This window comes from Dyadobacter sp. BHUBP1 (assembly GCF_050587785.1).
GTDB lineage: Bacteria > Bacteroidota > Bacteroidia > Cytophagales > Spirosomataceae > Dyadobacter.
Genome location: NZ_JBOBIH010000010.1, coordinates 131,317 through 148,040 on the forward strand (window position 1 = coordinate 131,317; position 16,724 = coordinate 148,040).

At 49.1% G+C, this 16,724-nt stretch carries 17 protein-coding genes; 8 read left to right on the forward strand and 9 right to left on the reverse strand.

Annotation, left to right across the window (positions count from 1 at the left end):
• Window positions 1-57 precede the first annotated feature (57 nt).
• Window positions 58-2,640, forward strand: a complete 2,583-nt coding sequence (locus ACQ4MZ_RS27905; RefSeq protein WP_430850787.1) for a phosphoenolpyruvate carboxylase — start codon at window positions 58-60, stop codon at window positions 2,638-2,640.
• A gap of 74 nt (window positions 2,641-2,714) precedes the next feature.
• Here ACQ4MZ_RS27905 and ACQ4MZ_RS27910 read toward each other — a convergent pair whose 3' ends face one another.
• The 3 genes from ACQ4MZ_RS27910 to ACQ4MZ_RS27920 all read right to left on the reverse strand — a co-directional run bounded on the left by ACQ4MZ_RS27910 (window position 2,715) and on the right by ACQ4MZ_RS27920 (window position 5,995).
• Window positions 2,715-3,341 (reverse strand): hypothetical protein, encoded by a 627-nt coding sequence (locus ACQ4MZ_RS27910; RefSeq protein WP_430850789.1) that lies wholly within the window; start codon window positions 3,339-3,341, stop codon window positions 2,715-2,717.
• A 144-nt stretch (window positions 3,342-3,485) separates the two neighbouring features.
• Window positions 3,486-3,728 (reverse strand): hypothetical protein, encoded by a 243-nt coding sequence (locus ACQ4MZ_RS27915; RefSeq protein ID WP_430850791.1) that lies wholly within the window; start codon window positions 3,726-3,728, stop codon window positions 3,486-3,488.
• 398 nt (window positions 3,729-4,126) lie between these two features.
• Window positions 4,127-5,995, reverse strand: coding sequence for a M12 family metallo-peptidase (locus tag ACQ4MZ_RS27920; protein ID WP_430850793.1), 1,869 nt, complete (start codon window positions 5,993-5,995; stop codon window positions 4,127-4,129).
• Between the two features lie 247 nt (window positions 5,996-6,242).
• Here ACQ4MZ_RS27920 and ACQ4MZ_RS27925 point away from each other — a divergent pair, with 247 nt between their 5' ends.
• From ACQ4MZ_RS27925 to ACQ4MZ_RS27935, 3 genes are all read left to right on the forward strand, one after another.
• Window positions 6,243-6,677 (forward strand): MarR family winged helix-turn-helix transcriptional regulator, encoded by a 435-nt coding sequence (locus ACQ4MZ_RS27925; protein ID WP_223406403.1) that lies wholly within the window; start codon window positions 6,243-6,245, stop codon window positions 6,675-6,677.
• A gap of 227 nt (window positions 6,678-6,904) precedes the next feature.
• Window positions 6,905-7,636, forward strand: coding sequence for an SIMPL domain-containing protein (locus ACQ4MZ_RS27930; protein ID WP_430850795.1), 732 nt, complete (start codon window positions 6,905-6,907; stop codon window positions 7,634-7,636).
• A 160-nt stretch (window positions 7,637-7,796) separates the two neighbouring features.
• Window positions 7,797-8,126 (forward strand): YtxH domain-containing protein, encoded by a 330-nt coding sequence (locus ACQ4MZ_RS27935; RefSeq protein ID WP_430850797.1) that lies wholly within the window; start codon window positions 7,797-7,799, stop codon window positions 8,124-8,126.
• A 51-nt stretch (window positions 8,127-8,177) separates the two neighbouring features.
• Here the strand turns inward: ACQ4MZ_RS27935 and nudK are convergent, their stop codons facing one another.
• Window positions 8,178-8,765: a GDP-mannose pyrophosphatase NudK gene (gene nudK, locus ACQ4MZ_RS27940; protein WP_430850802.1), complete on the reverse strand. Its 588-nt coding sequence runs from the start codon at window positions 8,763-8,765 to the stop codon at window positions 8,178-8,180.
• Between the two features lie 134 nt (window positions 8,766-8,899).
• Here nudK and ACQ4MZ_RS27945 point away from each other — a divergent pair, with 134 nt between their 5' ends.
• Entirely contained in the window at window positions 8,900-9,406 is a 507-nt protein-coding gene (locus ACQ4MZ_RS27945) for a cupin domain-containing protein (protein WP_430850804.1), read from the forward strand.
• Window positions 9,407-9,424: 18 nt separating this feature from the next.
• Here ACQ4MZ_RS27945 and ggt read toward each other — a convergent pair whose 3' ends face one another.
• Window positions 9,425-11,191 carry a gamma-glutamyltransferase gene (gene ggt, locus ACQ4MZ_RS27950; protein WP_430850806.1) on the reverse strand — a complete coding sequence of 589 codons (1,767 nt, stop codon included), beginning with the start codon at window positions 11,189-11,191 and terminating at the stop codon, window positions 9,425-9,427.
• A gap of 124 nt (window positions 11,192-11,315) precedes the next feature.
• Between ggt and ACQ4MZ_RS27955 the strand changes: the two genes are divergently transcribed.
• Together ACQ4MZ_RS27955 and ACQ4MZ_RS27960 are read left to right on the forward strand one after the other, a co-directional pair.
• Entirely contained in the window at window positions 11,316-12,560 is a 1,245-nt protein-coding gene (locus ACQ4MZ_RS27955; protein ID WP_430850809.1) for an ABC transporter permease, read from the forward strand.
• Window positions 12,561-12,623: 63 nt separating this feature from the next.
• On the forward strand, window positions 12,624-13,064 hold the full coding sequence (locus ACQ4MZ_RS27960; protein WP_430850811.1) for a hypothetical protein: 441 nt from the start codon (window positions 12,624-12,626) through the stop codon (window positions 13,062-13,064).
• Between the two features lie 12 nt (window positions 13,065-13,076).
• Here the strand turns inward: ACQ4MZ_RS27960 and ACQ4MZ_RS27965 are convergent, their stop codons facing one another.
• Window positions 13,077-13,409, reverse strand: coding sequence for a translation initiation factor (locus ACQ4MZ_RS27965; RefSeq protein WP_430850813.1), 333 nt, complete (start codon window positions 13,407-13,409; stop codon window positions 13,077-13,079).
• A gap of 21 nt (window positions 13,410-13,430) precedes the next feature.
• Window positions 13,431-14,306 carry a diacylglycerol/lipid kinase family protein gene (locus ACQ4MZ_RS27970; protein ID WP_430850815.1) on the reverse strand — a complete coding sequence of 292 codons (876 nt, stop codon included), beginning with the start codon at window positions 14,304-14,306 and terminating at the stop codon, window positions 13,431-13,433.
• Window positions 14,307-14,530: 224 nt separating this feature from the next.
• On the opposite strand from ACQ4MZ_RS27970, the gene ACQ4MZ_RS27975 reads away from it, so the two are divergent.
• Window positions 14,531-14,965 (forward strand): YybH family protein, encoded by a 435-nt coding sequence (locus ACQ4MZ_RS27975; RefSeq protein WP_430850817.1) that lies wholly within the window; start codon window positions 14,531-14,533, stop codon window positions 14,963-14,965.
• 57 nt (window positions 14,966-15,022) lie between these two features.
• On the opposite strand, the gene ACQ4MZ_RS27980 is transcribed toward ACQ4MZ_RS27975, so the two are convergent.
• Window positions 15,023-15,499 carry a lipocalin family protein gene (locus tag ACQ4MZ_RS27980; RefSeq protein WP_430850819.1) on the reverse strand — a complete coding sequence of 159 codons (477 nt, stop codon included), beginning with the start codon at window positions 15,497-15,499 and terminating at the stop codon, window positions 15,023-15,025.
• Between the two features lie 91 nt (window positions 15,500-15,590).
• Window positions 15,591-16,607 carry a methylmalonyl Co-A mutase-associated GTPase MeaB gene (gene meaB / locus ACQ4MZ_RS27985; RefSeq protein ID WP_430850821.1) on the reverse strand — a complete coding sequence of 339 codons (1,017 nt, stop codon included), beginning with the start codon at window positions 16,605-16,607 and terminating at the stop codon, window positions 15,591-15,593.
• Between the last annotated feature and the right edge of the window lie 117 nt (window positions 16,608-16,724).

Below are 16,724 nucleotides of genomic sequence, written 5' to 3' on the forward strand. Positions count from 1 at the left end.
TTTAAGGTTATATTTGCCTTCAGTGCAAATTTCAAAATATAATTTCGTCACTCCATTATGAATAATAGTTTCCAGGACGCAGTTGTAACGAAGTATAATATTTTTAATAGCCTGTTTCTGAGCTTACCCTACCGCGGTATATTCCAAACAGGCTCCTTGCTTCCGATACTGACTCAGCAAAGTGAGATTGGCTTTCAGGAAGGCAAATCTCCCAAAGAAATCATCGAGCATTTTTTTTCAGAGCTCCTGGAAACAGCTACTCCCAAGGAACGTGCGGATCTGCTTTTTGCATTTATCCAATACATAGAGCGCCAGGTCGTGCTTTTCGACTCGGTGGAAGATGCGGCCTTCGACGAGACCCACGATCTGACCGGCAAAGGCTCGGTAACTTACCTGACCGAACGGCTGGAAAGCGATGAGCTGAAAAAGAAACTGCTCGCCAAACTGGAAGACTTCAGCGTACGCATCGTGCTGACCGCCCACCCGACCCAATTTTATTCAGGCAAAGTGCTGGGCATTATCAATGACCTGGAAGATGCGATCAAGGCCAACGACTTTACAGAGGTAAACCAGTTGCTGTTGCAGCTAGGGAAAACGGCATTCATTAATCACGAAAAACCTACGCCGTTCGATGAAGCGGTGAGCTTGTGCTGGTTCCTTGAAAACGTGTATTATGATGCGATCCCTTCCATTCTTGAAAAGTTGATTAACGGCCTGGGAATGAGTGTGCACGACTGGCCTTACCCGAATGTGTTCCGTCTGGGCTTCTGGCCGGGCGGCGACCGCGATGGCAACCCGTTCGTGAATCCCGAAATCACATTGAAAGTCGCCGATCGCCTGCGCGAGACGCTTTTGCGGGGTTACTACCGTGATATTCGCCAATTGAAACGTCGCCTTACATTCAAAGGAGTGGACGATGCGATTTCGCTCGCGGAGAAGAAGATGAACAGCACTATTTTCGGGCCGTTTGAGGAAGGCTATGGAAGTGCTCAGGAGCTGATCGACGAATTATTGAAAGCACGTGAAGTGCTGGTGAACAAGCACCAGGGCCTTTTCGTGGAATTGCTGGATAATTTTATCCTGAAACTCAATCTCTTCGGGTTCTTCTTTGCAAGCCTCGACGTCCGTCAGGACAGCCGAAAGCACGGAAAGGCCTGGGAGGATATCCTGAAAAGGCTTGAAAAGAAAATCCCGCTCCTGAAATATAGCGACTACCAGAGCTGGGATGAGGCGAAAAAGATCGATTTGCTGCTCTCGCTGAATATACCGCTTCGTGACGAAGATTATGAGGACGAATTGACGAAAGACATTCTCGGGTCAATCCGCGCGATCAAAACGATCCAGCAAAAGAATGGCGAAAAAGGTGCACATCGGTATGTGATTAGTAACAACACTTCCGCATTGAATGTAATGCAAGTGGTGGCACTGGCCAAAAACCTGATTGCAGACGAAGAAGGCAAGCTGGCGCTTGATGTCGTACCGCTTTTTGAAACCGTGGACGATCTGGCTAATGCACCGGGCATCATGCGGACGCTGTACGAAAATGAATATTACCGCAACCACCTCGCCAACCGCGAGAATCACCAGACGATCATGGTGGGCTTCTCGGATGGTACCAAAGACGGCGGCTACCTGCGTGCCAACTGGTCGATCTACCGGGCTAAGGAAGAGCTGACCAAAGTATCGCGTGAGTTCGGCATCAAAGTGACGTTCTTCGACGGTCGTGGAGGACCTCCTGCACGCGGTGGCGGCAATAACCATAACTTTTACTCGTCGCTCGGTAAGGATATTGAGGATAAGGAAATCCAGCTGACCGTTCAGGGGCAGACCATCAGTTCCAACTATGGTACCGTTACGACGGCGATGTATAACCTGGAAAGGCTGTTCACTGCCGGCCTCGAAAATCACCTTTTCAAAGGTCACCGCGACGATGAGTTGACCGACGCCGACAAGGATCTGATCGAGGAAATGGCGGAAATCGCCTATAATTCCTACCTGGACCTGAAAAACCACCCGATGTTTGTCAAATACCTCGATAAAAAGACGCCATTGCGCTTTTACGGGCAAACCAACATCGGCAGTCGCCCGACCAAACGCGGTAACGATGACGAAGGTTTGAAATTTGAGGATTTGCGTGCGATCCCGTTCGTGGGCTCATGGGCGCAGATGAAGCAGAATGTGCCGGGCTTCTACGGTTTCGGGACAGCTATCCGCGAACTGGCGAAACAGAACAAGATCGAGGATATCAAGAAGCTTTACCAGAAATCGCTTTTCTTCCGGACATTGATCGAAAACTCGATGCAGTCGCTTTCGAAGGCATTTTTCCCTGCCACCAAATACCTCCGCGATGAGGAAGAATACCGGGAGTTCTGGGACAAAATGTACGAGGAATTTTTGCTCACCCGTGAACTTCTGCTGGAAGTTTCGGGTCAGAAGGAGCTGCTCGACAGCAACAATGTCACCAAGGTTTCCATCAAAACCCGTGAACGCATCGTATTGCCATTGATCACTATACAGCAATATGCATTGCAAATGCTCGCCGGCGATCCGAAGGACTTGCCCGTGGATGTAGAGACTTACAACCAGCTGATTATCCGGGCGATGTTCGGGATCATCAACGCGGCGCGGAATTCGGCATAAGGATTTTCCCAAAGCTATATATTTCCTGAGCCGGGTCTGTGCCCGGCTCATTTTGTTTTATGGTCATTGGTTTTTCACTCGCCTCTTGCTTTGTATCGGATAATTTTCGTGTGAAACCGGCCGTTGCGGAAGCGTAGGGTATCGGGCAATACATCGGATGACCGGGGTATCCGGGCATTGGCCAATGTGAGCTGAAAACTTCCTTTTATTTCTTGCGTTTTGGCATTGTAGCTATCGATTTGGATGTAGTTATCTTCGGAGTCGACAGTATAGAAGAAGTCCCCGGCAACGTCGCCGTCGCTGAGTGATTCAAACAAAGCGACCTGGGGTTTGTCGCTGGATTCGCAGCCTGCGTAAGAATTGCATGACGCAACTTTATGTCGCCCCGGCATCGGAAAAAACGGGATTTTTTGAAATAACAGCTCTTGACGATTATAACCTTCCGGTGAATACAGTATCGAGGTTAATGTGTAGAAAACGCCCTTGGGGTTATCGGCATAATTAGTTGAGCCATGTGTAACCTGGTAGGCGTTTTTATATGTTTTGCTCCAATCTGCCCCGTTCATATCGGCTGTTAGATAGCCCCAGTTAGGCAGGCGCGGGAGCGGCCCTGCGGTATCGATGATTGCGTCCGTGATTTTACAACTAAATAGTATTGTAGTAATTCCAAGCGATATGTAAATAGTTAGTAGACGGTTCATTCTCTTTCAAAGTTTCGTTTTGTCAGGCCCAGATTAAAAATATGTACACACGGTTATCGAGCGTAACACCGATAATCACCTTTGTGTGAAAGCGCCCCTCGGTGAATCGGTGCATATCGGGCAGTGAGATTCTCCGCCACGCACCTATCCGCCATCCCTACCTTTGTATTCGATAATCCTGGTATGAAACCGGCCGTTTCGAAGACGCAGGGTATCGGGCAATACATCGGATGATCGGGATATCCTGGCATTGGCCAATGTGAGCTGAAAACTTCCTTTTATTTCTTGCGTTTTGGCATTGTAGCTGTTGATTTGGATGTAGTTATCTTCGGAAGTCGACGGTATAGAAGAAGTCCCCGGCAACGTCGCCGTCGCTGAGGAGTTCAAACAGTGCAACCTCGGGTTTGTCGCTGGATTCGCAGCCCGCGTAGGGTTTGCATGACACAAGTTTGTGCCGGCCTGTTTTTGGAGAGAATGGGATGTTTTGAAATAGCAGATGTTGGCGGTCATAGCCTTCCGATGTGTATAGTATCGAAATTAAGCCATAGGATATACCTTGCGGTTCATCCCGATAGCTAACGATCCCATGTGTAACCTGATAGGCATTTTTATAGCTTTTACTCCAATCACTACCATTCATATCAGCTGTCAGATAACCCCAATTTGGCAGGCGTGGGAGAGGGCCGACATTGTCAATGAGCTCGTTGGTGAGTTTACAACCCGCCGACAATATCGCAATCCCAAGTGTTAGACATATAGTTATTAAGCACTTCATTTGACAAGGGCTATTTTGTGATGATCACCCGGCAAGTTGTGATTCCCTGACTAGTAATCAGGCGAATGACATAGGTGCCAACGGATAGATCTTTACTTTTCATTTTAAATGAATAGCGGCCTTTACGATTTAATGCCTTGTCGTCTTTCAGTATTTCGATAACCTTTCCTGATTGGTCCAACACATCCAGTCTGACTTGAGTATCAGATTGGAGATTATAGGAAACGTTAATCAGATCATCTGCAGGGTTGGGAGTGGCAATTAGGTGAGGTAGCTCGGGTTGCTGCGCAACGGTGTCATTTCCTGCGACAGAAACCTTATAGGGATTAGCAGGTAATTGGGCAGTTACAGTAATGTATGCCGTTGCAGACTGGCCGTTAGAAGTAACCGTGCCTTTAAGGTAAATCTTTTGACTTTGAGAGAAATACCATGTAAACACGTCTGTCGTGGTATTGGAAAGCGTGTAATTGACACCGTCATAACTGTATTGCCAGCTAAAAGTGTATGGCGCAGACCCGCAGCTATAATACAACTCATAGTTTTTCCCGCCCGGGCTGCTTACCCATGTGGGGCCATCCACAAAAGCATTCAACGGATTAGCAGGGTCTGGCCTGAATGCGCCTACGATCGGGTGAGATTCTGTAATTCTTTGGGCATTGTTTTCATCGTTCGTACCGGTTGCCCTCCCACTCACCTGAATATTTGGATTTGAAAAGTTCAACAACCTATTCTTGGCATGGTCAGCAGAGATGCCATTACCGACCATCATTGTTCTGTCGACGGTAAATCCTAGGACTTTGATTTTGTAGCCTTTGGCATAGGATGGTAGGGCCGTATTGTCATCTTCGTGACGGCATCCGTATAAATGGCCCACTTCGTGAGCGAACGTCTTATGAGAAGTTGCACACCAGAGTTCAACAATTGAATAGGAGTTCGAATTTACTAATGTGACAGTCTGAGACTTGCCCCTAGTATCACCATCTTGGTAGTAGGAGTCCGTCAAAAGTACTACAAGATCAGCCTGGTATTGATTTCTAAGACTTTGTGCTGTTGCGTTACCTACCAGACTATTGAGGTCGTTTGTAATAGACTCAGTTTCTGTTAAGTTCAATGGCGCAATCCCCGCCAGTACCAAAGCCGCAGCGCTTGTAATCCCGCTATTGTAAATGCAGCTGTTGAACTGCGAAATGGACAGGTTTACGTGGTCTGTCAGATTCGTAAGGTTGCTCGCTAGCGTCAAAGCCTTTGGCGTATACAGTACCAGCACTCTCGGATACGTCAACGCCTGGCAAGGCTGCATTTTCGCATTCGCATTGTCGTCTTGCTTAACAGCTGGTTCAATGGCTGCCATTCGCCCGTTATCGGGCTTTGAATTGGGAGAGGAGGTCGTGGCGCAGCCAACGTCCCATGCCTTCTCAGGATCGACGATTTGCAGGCAATACAGTCCTCCCGGCGCGGGAAATACCTCATACACACCCGCAGGTGTAGATATGTGCGCACACACACGACCAGCCCTCGATACAATAATCACAGTGCCCCGGTCATCATCGGTTTTTCCGATCCATTCGTATTCACTGGCAGATTCGTATTTCACATGGCTGGCGGTAGCGGTAATAATTGGGCCGCCGGGAATGTGAAGCACCAGAATGCCGTCTTTTTGCGAAGTTGCCAATGCGTTGAGCTTGACGAAATGATAGCCTGTGATATCCGGATTTTTTCGTAAACGTTCGCGGTATGCAGCCATTTCGGGCGAATCCGGGATCTGGTCGGCAGATACCGATTGAATAAACGGCGTGTCCTGCGCTTGGAGGGAGAGGCCGATGCACGAGATGACTGTGAATAGGCCAGTTCGGATGAAAGTGTAAAGTAGTTTTCGCATAGCAGAAATAGTTAAACAATGCTCGTGGAGGTAATTTTTCGGCTGAAATCTTGCACTATTTCTGCTGCCTAAAAAGTGTTTCGGCTGCGAACCATCCTCCGGTCGATGATGGAGGATGACAGGCTAAAACCAATTATCAACATCAACTTTCCCTCAAACTTTTTCTCACAATTATTAGTAGACGAATTGTTGCACAGGCTTATATTTGATAATACTCAATCATTCCAATCCTATTTACTTCCACATCATGACACACCAGTCGGATCATCGTGCCTATTTTTTCAAGATAGATACGACTATCAAAAAGATTCGTAATGCCTTACAAAAGCAGCTGACTGAGGCGGGTTTTGACCTCACGGTCGATCAATGGGTACTTATTGACCATATCTTTAGAAAGCAAGGCATCAGCCAGAATGAGCTGGCGGAAATGACTTTCAAGGATCCTCCTACGGTGACGAGGATTATCGATTTGCTGGAAAAAAAAGGGATGGTTGAGCGCGGGCCGGCAGCGGGGGACCGTCGTAAATTCAACCTGTTTCTGACCAAAAACGGAGAGGCTATCTATAACCAGGCGTTCCCGATCGTAGCCGACATCCGTCGCAAAGGCTGGGGCAGTCTGAGCGACTCCGATTACCAGCATTTCGTACGGATCATGGACTCCATTTACCAAAATTTTACCTGATTTGACAAAATTTTTACAAAGCCATTAAGTGGAAGAATGACAGCTTCTTACGTCGTTCTTCCACTTTTTTTGTGTAGAAGTGTCGGATTACCGGGGCATTTGCACGAGCATCCGGTTAAACCTTTCGGTATGTTTTTGTATCTAAACCATAGAACGGTTCCGAAACCAGCAGGTTTGAAAGGAGCTGTTCCGGTAATATCAGTTTCATTTATATCCATTTTAAGGCCATGAAAAAGTATTTTTTGCTCGGCGCTCTCATTACTTCATCACTCATTAATCCTGCGTTTTCACAAGTCAAAACAGAACAGTTAGTTCAGGTCCCGAATATAGAAGTAGCAGGCTTTGCCGAAATGGAGGTGGTGCCCGATGAAATTTATTTCAATATCTCGCTCCGTGAGTATTTCCAGGACGAGAAGAACCAGAAGGACAAGGTCAACATCTCGACGCTCGAAAAGCAGTTGATCAAAGCTGTGGCCGATGCTGGTTTGCCGAAGGAAGCATTGTCGATCAGCGGAGTAGGAGGTTACCAGAATTATGTGGACAAGAAGAAAAAGCCCGCTACTTTCCTCGAAGCGAAGCAATATGAGTTGAAAGTATCGAGCGCCGAAAAGCTGGATGGCATTTTGTCGAAGGTTGAAAGCCGTGGCGTGCAGTATGCGAACGTTGCGCGGGTAGATCACTCGAAACGCGAGGAGTTCAAGAAGCAGGTGAAAATCGACGCATTGAAAGCGGCCAAAGTGAAAGCGGAGTACCTTGTGGCGTCGCTCGATCAAAAGTTGGGTAAGGTATTGTCGATCAAAGAATTGGACGAAAACCTGTACTTCCCGCAGCCTGTATTTGCCAAAGCAAATGTGCGTGCCTTTGCGGCGGAAGCTGCGGATGCCGTTCAGGACAGCGATGTGCAGTATCAAAAAATCAAAATCAGTTATCGTATGCAGGCTGCATTTGAGATCAAATAGGCTGTTTCACGCATAAACTCCCTGTCAGGTGCCCGGTGAACGATTTACCGGGCACAATTTTTTCTGTGCGATGAATCCGGATTTGTCAGTCCGTTCTTTTGTTGGGAATATTACTTTCTTTAAATTGAATGTTCAATCTCAAACTAAGTAACTGGAAATCATGAGCATTAACGCGAAACACCTGGCCACATTCATTTTGGGCGCCGCTGCGGGGGTGGCTGCACACAAATACCTTCAGACCGAGGAGGGGGAGAAGCTTCTGGAAGACCTCAAAACAAAGGCGAACAACCTGAAAGCCGAGGCGGAAGGGGCCATCGATAAAGCTCCTGAGTATTTCGAGGAACTTAAAACGAAGGGCGCCGAGACGCTTAAAGGTAATTTCCCTGACGCGGAGGCATTTTTCAAGGATTTGTTCGAAAAGTTCAAGGGTACCAAAGGCCCGGCTTCCACTGAAACGGACGTCACTCCGACGCCGGATCCTATTTCCTGATAACAACAAACAACCGATGCCGGAGAACGTTCTGCACTTTCTCCGGCATTTTTATTGCCCTACCAATCCGTTAATCTGTGCATACTGGATGAGCATGATGGTTTTGGCATCGTTAATCGCCCCGCTGGCGACCATTTGAACGGCTTCTCTGAAAGGAATTTCCATCACTTCGATATTTTCCTGTTCGGTCGCGCAGCCTCCGCCGTCGCTTACCTTCATATCGTCTGAATATTCGGCTACGAAGAAATAGAGGATTTCGGTAACGGAGCCGGGCGACATGTAGGCCTGGAATATCTTCTTTACCGAGCTCACTTTGTAGCCGGTTTCCTCTTCAGTTTCCCGCTTGATACATTCTTCCGGATTGTCTTTATCCAGCAGGCCTGCGCAAGCTTCGATCATCATGCCGCTTTCGTTGCCATTGGTATAGGTGGGCAGGCGGAATTGCCTTGTGAGCACTACGGTTTGCTTCTCCTTATTATAAAGTAAAATAACGGCTCCATTCCCGCGATCGTACGCCTCGCGCGTCTGGCGCTCCCAGGACCCGTCGGCACGCTGATAATCGAATATGTATTTGCGAAGGGTGTACCAGTTATTCGAAAGCACTTCTTCGGAAGCAATGTTGACACGCGGGTTAGTCATTGATCAGGAATGATTATTTATGATTAATAATGATCAAAACTAGTCAAAACTTTTCTGTTGGCAAAAAAGAATGAGCCAGTGGTGAATATTTAGCGATGCGGATTACTTTGCGGTTGTATCTCAACCGACGTTCCATGAAACCAGCATCCTACTGGATAGAAAAGTATAATCTGATGCCCCACCCGGAAGGTGGCCATTTTGCCGAAACCTATCGCGCGTCGGAAACCATCGCGCATCATGCATTACCCGCACGGTTCGGAGGCGACAGGGCATTTTCCACAGGTATTTATTTCCTGCTCGAATCGCACAATTTTTCTGCATTTCACCGTATTCAGGCCGATGAAATGTGGCACTTCTATGCCGGTGAAGCATTAGAAGTGTTTGTGATTAATGAGAAAACGGGAGAGTTGAGTATTATCAGGCTGGGTAATAATCCGGATAATGGCGAGACATTCCAGGCCGTGGTACCGGCCGGGGCATGGTTTGCTTCGCGCCCTGCGAGCGGGAGCACATACGCGCTCGTGGGCTGCACGGTAGCGCCAGGCTTCGATTTTGCCGATTTTGAAATGGCTGAGCGGAACGCATTATCGCAGCTTTATCCGCAGCACGCCGGGTTGATTGCAGAGCTCACCTGGTGCTGACCAACCCGGCGTCTTCGCTTAATAGCCTACGCTCGTATCGTCCCCGCGCGGATCAGAGCCGCCTTCGAGGGAGCCGTCGGGAAGTACGAGAATACAATCCATCCGCCCGATGGAATTACGTTGCTGTTCGAGGATGTAGCCTTTGTCCTGCAACTTTTTAATGGTTTCGGCGGAGAATGCATTGGCCTCGAAAGTGGTTTTGTCGGGCAGCCATTGATGGTGAAATTTCAAAGCATTTACGGCCTGCTGCATGGTCATACCGTGTTCCAGTACATTCAGGATCGTTTGGTAGACGGATGTGATAATGGTAGAGCCGCCGGGCGTTCCTACGACCATCAGTAGTTTCCCATCTTTTTCGATGATCGTCGGCGTCATGGAAGAAAGCATTCGCTTACCCGGAGCGATCGCATTGGCTTTGTTACCGATCAGGCCGTACATGTTTGGAGCGCCGGCTTTAATGCTGAAATCATCCATTTCATTATTCATGAAAAAGCCGCCGCCTTTCACCACTACGCGACTGCCGTATCCGCCGTTCAGGGTAGTGGTGACGGACACTGCATTACCTTCCTTGTCTACCACCGAAAAGTGTGTCGTTTCGAGGCTTTCATAGCCCGGGAGTACTCCGCCATGGATATTTTTGCTGTCGGTAGCTTTGTCCCAGGAGAAATCGCTCCAACGTTTTTGCAGGTATTCCTTACTGATCAGATCGTTCACCGGCACTTTCACGAAATCGGGGTCGCCGAGGAACTTGGCGCGGTCGGCGTACACCCGGCGTTCGGCTTCGATCATCACCTGAATGGTGGAATCGCTGTGCCAGCCCCATTTGCGTAACGGGTGTTGCTCGGTGAGGCGCATGAGTTGCAGTAATGCCACGCCGCCGCTGGACGGCGGGGCCATGGTAATCACCTTGTAGCTTTTGTAGCCTTCGGTAATGGTCTCCCGCCATTGTGCACGGTAATCGGCGAGGTCTTGCTTGCTGATAATGCCTTCGCCATTCTTATTAATATCTTTTACGAGCTGTTTGGCCACTTTTCCGGCATAAAAGCCTTCGCGGCCTTTTTTCTGAATTCGCTTTAATACTTTCGAAAGATCTTTCTGCACGAGCAGGTCGCCGGCCGCCCAATCTTTCCCGTTCGGATTCAAGAAATAGGACGAACCCGGATTTACGGCTAACAGGTCACTTTTGATCGAATTGAGGCTGCGAGCTTCGCGTTCGGTTAGCACCACACCGTTTCGGGCAATATCAATGGCGGGCTGTAATACCTGTTTCCAGCTTAGTTTGCCATATTTCGCGTGAGCTTGTACCATGCCATCCACAGATCCCGGCACGCCGGAAGCCAGGCGGCCCAGCGTGCTGGATTTGGGAATGATATTGCCGTCCTTGTCAAGGTACATATCCGCGTGCCCTTTGCCGGGCGCTTTTTCGCGGAAATCGATGCTGTAACTTTTGCCTTCCTTATCCCGCAAAACCAGAAATCCGCCGCCGCCGATATTACCCGCCGAGGGATGTACGACCGCCTGCGCAAACTGCACGGCCACCGCGGCATCTACCGCGTTGCCTCCGGATTTCAAAATATCCACACCTGCCTGAGACGCCACCGGATGTGCCGATGCGACCATCCCATTTTGCGCGAAGACGCCTTTGCGATCGCTGAAAAATGGCTTTTGATTAGGATCGTCGGAGAGAAACTGGTAGAAGCCGGTAGATTCCTGTACAGGTTTTTGGGCGAAAGAAATGCCGGATAGTGAGCCGGCGAGCAGGATTAGCGAGTAGCGTAATTTCATATAGGAGTGTCAGGTTAATGTTGTAATTTATTAAATCGAACCCTTTTTCTTACCTTTTATAACAATTTATTTCGATGCATTGGGGCGATGCGCTAACTTTTGAATTCAAATTGTCCGTAACGTCATGATGAAGTTTTTACGACAGGTCTGGGAGAGTTTCCGGTTTGCATGGGGAGCGCTTAAAACCAATGTTACCCGCACTATTCTTTCGCTTCTTGGCGTAACGGTCGGCATATTCGCGATCGTCGCCGTTTTTACAATCGTGGATTCGCTTGAAAAGAGTATCCGCGATAGCCTGAGCTTCATCGGCGACAAAGTGATTTATGTACAAAAATGGCCCTGGGGCTTCGGCGGTGAATACCAATGGTGGAAGTACTTCCAATGGCCCGAGCCGAATTATTCCGAATATAAATACCTGTACGATAACCTGGAAAGTGCCAGTGCCGTGGCAATAATGGATTTCAGGGGTAATACCGTGCTAAAAAATGGTTCGAACAGCATTAATGCAATAATTCAGGGCGTGTCTTTCGAGTACAATCTTATATCTGACATTCCAGTCCAGAACGGCCGCTACTTCATTCCGCTCGAAACCAATAATGCCCGAAATGTTGCCATTGTTGGTGCGGACATTGCGGAATCGCTCTTTCCGGGCCAGGATCCCGTCGGGAAACCATTCAAACTGGCGGGGCATAAGTTTACGATTATCGGCGTGCGGAAGAAAGAGGGAGAGAGCCTGGTCGATTTTGGTGGTAGCCCCGATAAGATCTGCCTGATTCCGTTTTCCTCCTTCTCCAAACTATTCCAATCGGGCAGGCGAAGTGCCGATATTGTGGTGAAGGGCTTCCCCGAAGATGTGGGCATGAAAGAAGTGGAAGCCGAGATTGTGGGCCTGATGCGTACCAAACGGGGAATCAAGCCGCGCGATGGCAACAACTTCTCATTAAACCGGCCCGAAGCGGCAGCCGTTGCGATTTCCGGTCTGTTCGCGGTACTCACGGTGGCGGGTTGGGTAATCGGCAGCTTTTCGATTCTGGTGGGTGGTTTCGGGATTGCCAATATCATGTTCGTGTCTGTCAAAGAAAGGACCAATCTGATCGGGATCCAGAAATCGCTGGGGGCCAAAAATTATTCCATATTATTTCAATTCCTGTTCGAGGCGGTGATGCTGAGCCTGGTCGGGGGGCTGGTAGGAATATTCCTGGTATACCTGCTATCATTCCTGAAACTGGGTTCGCTGGAAATACTGCTTTTGCCGCGCAATGTGCTTTTGGGACTAGGCGTGTCGAGCATTATCGGCGTGCTTTCGGGCATCGTACCCGCCATGCTCGCAGCGCGTATGGATCCGGTGATCGCGATCCGGGCTAAATAATAACTAGGAAAAATCAAACTGTTTTGCGAAGTTCGCTTCTATCACCAACACTGATCGACTGTTATGCGTAAATGGGTCATTTTCGCCGTATTTCTGGCTATCGTATTCGGGATTCTATATTATATCACTTTTGGATATTACAGTGAAGGAAAACGGGGAGGATATGTGACGAGGCTCAGCAACCGGGGCTATTTATTCAAAACCTACGAAGGTGAGCTGAGAATGGGTGGCCTGTTCGAAGGCGACGGTACCATGAATTCCTCGCAGTGGGTGTTCTCCGTAAGCGGCAAGAACAAGGACGCTATTGGAAAGCTCGAAGAGGCGATCAAAAACGGCCATAGGGTTTCATTAACCTACGAAGAGAAGTTTTTCAAACTCCCCTGGAACGGCGATACGAAGTTCTTCGTCACCGACGTGGAAGTGCTCGGGCCGACGAAATCAGCAACACCCCCGGCATCGTCAGTGCCCGCACCGACGGAAATCGATACCACTAAGACATTATAATTCAAGCCGGAGCTACCCTCCGGCTTTTTTGGCTTTATAGTTTTTGCTTGTGAGCCACGCAATGACTTTGTCGCGGTGGTCGCCCTGGATTTGCACTTCGCCATCTTTTACGGTACCGCCGCTGCCACAGAGGCCTTTCAGTTGCTTGCCGAGCGCTTCCAGGTCGGTATTTGTCCCGACAAATCCTTTCACGACGGTAATCACCTTGCCGCCGCCTTTGCGATCGAGCCAGATGCGGAGATCTTGCTGCTGCGGGGCCAGCGTTTCGGCCTCGTCTTCCTGATCGTTATATTCAAACTCCGGGTTGGTAGAATACACAATGCCGGAGCGGTTTTTCTTTGACATATTTTCAGCGTTTGGGGGAAGTCAGATGATCACATTCAGGCTTCCCGGCTTTATTTTAACCTCTATTCGTGTAGTATCCAGCTGCAATGGCTCTCCATCGTAATGGATCATCGGAGGCACATCGGTTTCGACCACGGCCTGTGTCGCGCGCCGGTAGTCGATGTAGGTCGATTGTTTCAACTGTTTGGTAAACAATCCATAAGCGAGCGCCGTGCCGTACCATTGCGGGAATGGGCTGATCGTGCATACATCGAGCAGGCCATCCTGCAAGCTGGCCTGCGGTGCTACCCAGGCATTATTCCCAAATTGGCCCGCGTTGGCAAAGGAAAGCGAAAATGCCTGCTTTTCCACACCGTCGAGCCGGAACGATTGCGGTTTATAGGACCAGTAGGCTTTGAAAGAAACATTCACATAGGTCATCAGACCGCGTGCTTTTTGCTGGCTGAACAAATGCCCCACGTAGGCGTCGAAACCCATTCCTGCGGTACAGAAGAAGGGTATACCATTCAATTCGGCGCTGTCGATCGTAGAGGGGTTACCCTCGAAGAGTCGTTTCAGGGCCGCGTCCAGCGTTAGCGGAAGTCCCAGGTGCCTTGCGAGGCCATTTCCCGAGCCGAGCGGCAGGATACCTATCGGGATGTTGGTGTCCACCAATGGCTTCGCGATCTCGTTCACCGTACCGTCACCACCGACCGCCACGATGGCCTTCCATTTTTCCGTGTGCATATGCTCACGTACGAGCTCGGTCGCGTGCGCAGGCTCCTCTGTGAACAGGATTTGGGCAGAACCGGCATTCTTTTTCGCGACGGAGTGGATTCGCTCCCGCACAGCCGCGCTGTTCTTGCCGATGGACGTGCCCGAGTTGGGATTCAGTATAAATAAATAAGGATGGGTCACTGGTCAGGCAAAAAATAGGAACAGAATAAGGATAAAAACAATGATGAACAGGTAGTAAAGACCATCCACGAAAGGGTATTTCTGGCGGTCGATTTTTTTGAAAATGCTGTCGAACTTGCTCATACCTGCTGGATCAATGATATTTCGGCCACGTGCTTCCTGGGGCGCCGATCTTTCCGTTATATTTAGAATCGTCAATTGCATTACAAAAATCCATAAAAAATATGAGAAACTGGCTTTTTACCCTCATTCTGATCGGCGTTGCGTTGACGGCAGAGGCACAGTCGCCGCGCGACAAAGATGAGATCCTCGGCATTCTGAAACGGCAGGAGGCGGATTGGAACAAGGGAGATATTCAATCGTTCATGAACGGCTACTGGGAATCCGATTCGCTGATGTTCGTCGGAAAGACGGGTATTACCTACGGCTACAAGCCTACTTATGAAGGTTATCTCAAGCGCTACCCCGACCGCGCGACGATGGGTACATTGAAATTTACCTTCCTCAACTTTTCATTCCCCGGCCGCGATGTGGCTTTTGTAGTGGGGAAATTTCATTTAACGCGGCCTGAAAAAGGCGACCTGGAAGGCCATTACACGCTTTTGTTCAAGAAAATCAAAGGGAAATGGCTGATCGTTTGCGATCACACAAGCGGGTAGCAAAAGAGCCGGACTGAGAAGCCCGGCTCTTTTGCTTAATAACACTTTTGAGAATGTTTATACCTTTTTGAATTTCAGCACGACATCAATAGCCGCTGAGCCAGGAATAACGGCAGCATCGTCAACGGAAACTTGCAAATCTGAGCCGTTCAGCGTGTATTTGAAAGATTTGGAATTATTGGAAGCGTCTTTCAGGATCAAATTGCCGTCCTTAACCTCCCATTTGGCTCCACTGATGGGTATAACCGAATTAATGAGCGTCACAGCGGTTGGGCAATCGGCCGTTGCAACGGTATTGTCAGCCTTGAAAGTCAATTTCAAACTGTATATACATTGTACGAATGTAACTGGGTCAATCGGCAGTGTAGATCCGGGAGCAGCTGCAACGGCAGTAAGTTGCCATGATGCTACGATCGGGTCATTGTTTGCGGGTGGTGTCGGTTCATCGTCATCATCTTTACAAGCAAAAACGACCGAAAGGATCATGAACATGGCTAGCAAGGAGGCTTTGCTGAGGGCGTAGGTTTTTTTCATAGTTGAGAACTTAAAAGTTAAAATCAATAGAGTTGATTCGCGTTAGTTTTAACGCTCAAACTTAGTGAAAAATGCCTTTTGCCGGGAAGTTTTATGACTTAGCAGAAAATTTTGGGGGTTGTTCGGAAGAAAGAAACAGATTGATCAGGTCTGCGGCCGCTTCATCGGGTAACTTTTCTCCGCTTCGCACAGCCTGGTCCGCCGAGATACTGTGTTTTTTTACCAGTTCATTTTTATAAAACCGGTCTTCCAACGACTGCCGGATTTGTTCGTGGAGCCATTCCACGCGCTGAAACTCCCTGTTATGCTCAAAAAAGCCGCTTTCAGAAGTTTGTGTATGGTAATCTGAGATCAGTTTCCAAATGAGCCCCATACCGGTTCCTTCCAATGCCGAACACGCCACTACCTGAACGGGCACTTTGGAAGCAGTTTCTGGAAAGAGGTGTAATGCCTGCCGGTATTCCGTAACTGCTTTCGCAACAGCCTGCTCGTTGCCATGATCGGCCTTGTTGACTGCTACGGCGTCTACCATCTCCATAATGCCTTTTTTAATGCCCTGCAACTCGTCGCCCGCGCCTGCAAGCATGAGCAACAGGAAAAAGTCGGTCATACCCTTCACCAGGGTTTCCGATTGGCCAACGCCTACGGTTTCGACCAAGATAATATCGTAGCCCGCCGCCTCACAGAGCAGGATCGCTTCACGCGTATGCCGTGCGACGCCCCCGAGCGTCGCGTTCGCAGGCGTGGGGCGAATGTACGCATGCGGGTCACGCGCGAGTTTTTCCATCCGAGTTTTATCCCCCAAGATGCTCCCCCCCGACTGCTTGCTGCTCGGGTCGACTGCCAGCACGGCCACCCGTTTGCCCAGCGAAGTAAGGTAGTTGCCAAATGCCTCGATGAATGTGCTTTTCCCTACGCCGGGTACCCCGGTAATACCAATGCGGATGGATTTCCCAGTATGCGGCAGGACATTTTGGAGGATTTGAGAGGCTAATAAACGGTCTTCGGGCAGGCTGCTTTCGATGATCGTGATCGAGCGGCTGAGCGTGGTGCGGTCGCCCAAGAGGATGCCTTTGGTATATGTTTCAACTGACAGTCGCTGGCGCATTGGAATGAAAAATTGACGTCGGCAGACAAACGGCGTTGTCCGTCGCTAAAATGAAACTTTTTCACCTAAAACAGGTGAAAAGGTGTATATTGCTCGTTTACAACCCAATATTTCTAA

Excerpts from the sequence above, each read along its gene's own strand:
- ACQ4MZ_RS27905 (WP_430850787.1), top strand. The coding sequence starts at position 58 with ATGAATAATAGTTTCCAGGACGCAGTTGTAACGAAGTATAATATTTTT.
- ACQ4MZ_RS27935 (WP_430850797.1), top strand. The coding sequence starts at position 7,797 with ATGAGCATTAACGCGAAACACCTGGCCACATTCATTTTGGGCGCCGCT.
- ACQ4MZ_RS27975 (WP_430850817.1), top strand. The coding sequence starts at position 14,531 with ATGAGAAACTGGCTTTTTACCCTCATTCTGATCGGCGTTGCGTTGACG.
- ACQ4MZ_RS27960 (WP_430850811.1), top strand. The coding sequence starts at position 12,624 with ATGCGTAAATGGGTCATTTTCGCCGTATTTCTGGCTATCGTATTCGGG.
- ACQ4MZ_RS27980 (WP_430850819.1), bottom strand. The coding sequence starts at position 15,499 with ATGAAAAAAACCTACGCCCTCAGCAAAGCCTCCTTGCTAGCCATGTTC.
- ACQ4MZ_RS27925 (WP_223406403.1), top strand. The coding sequence starts at position 6,243 with ATGACACACCAGTCGGATCATCGTGCCTATTTTTTCAAGATAGATACG.
- ACQ4MZ_RS27965 (WP_430850813.1), bottom strand. The coding sequence starts at position 13,409 with ATGTCAAAGAAAAACCGCTCCGGCATTGTGTATTCTACCAACCCGGAG.
- ACQ4MZ_RS27945 (WP_430850804.1), top strand. The coding sequence starts at position 8,900 with ATGAAACCAGCATCCTACTGGATAGAAAAGTATAATCTGATGCCCCAC.
- meaB (WP_430850821.1), bottom strand. The coding sequence starts at position 16,607 with ATGCGCCAGCGACTGTCAGTTGAAACATATACCAAAGGCATCCTCTTG.
- nudK (WP_430850802.1), bottom strand. The coding sequence starts at position 8,765 with ATGACTAACCCGCGTGTCAACATTGCTTCCGAAGAAGTGCTTTCGAAT.
- ACQ4MZ_RS27930 (WP_430850795.1), top strand. The coding sequence starts at position 6,905 with ATGAAAAAGTATTTTTTGCTCGGCGCTCTCATTACTTCATCACTCATT.
- ACQ4MZ_RS27920 (WP_430850793.1), bottom strand. The coding sequence starts at position 5,995 with ATGCGAAAACTACTTTACACTTTCATCCGAACTGGCCTATTCACAGTC.
- ACQ4MZ_RS27955 (WP_430850809.1), top strand. The coding sequence starts at position 11,316 with ATGATGAAGTTTTTACGACAGGTCTGGGAGAGTTTCCGGTTTGCATGG.
- ACQ4MZ_RS27910 (WP_430850789.1), bottom strand. The coding sequence starts at position 3,341 with ATGAACCGTCTACTAACTATTTACATATCGCTTGGAATTACTACAATA.
- ggt (WP_430850806.1), bottom strand. The coding sequence starts at position 11,191 with ATGAAATTACGCTACTCGCTAATCCTGCTCGCCGGCTCACTATCCGGC.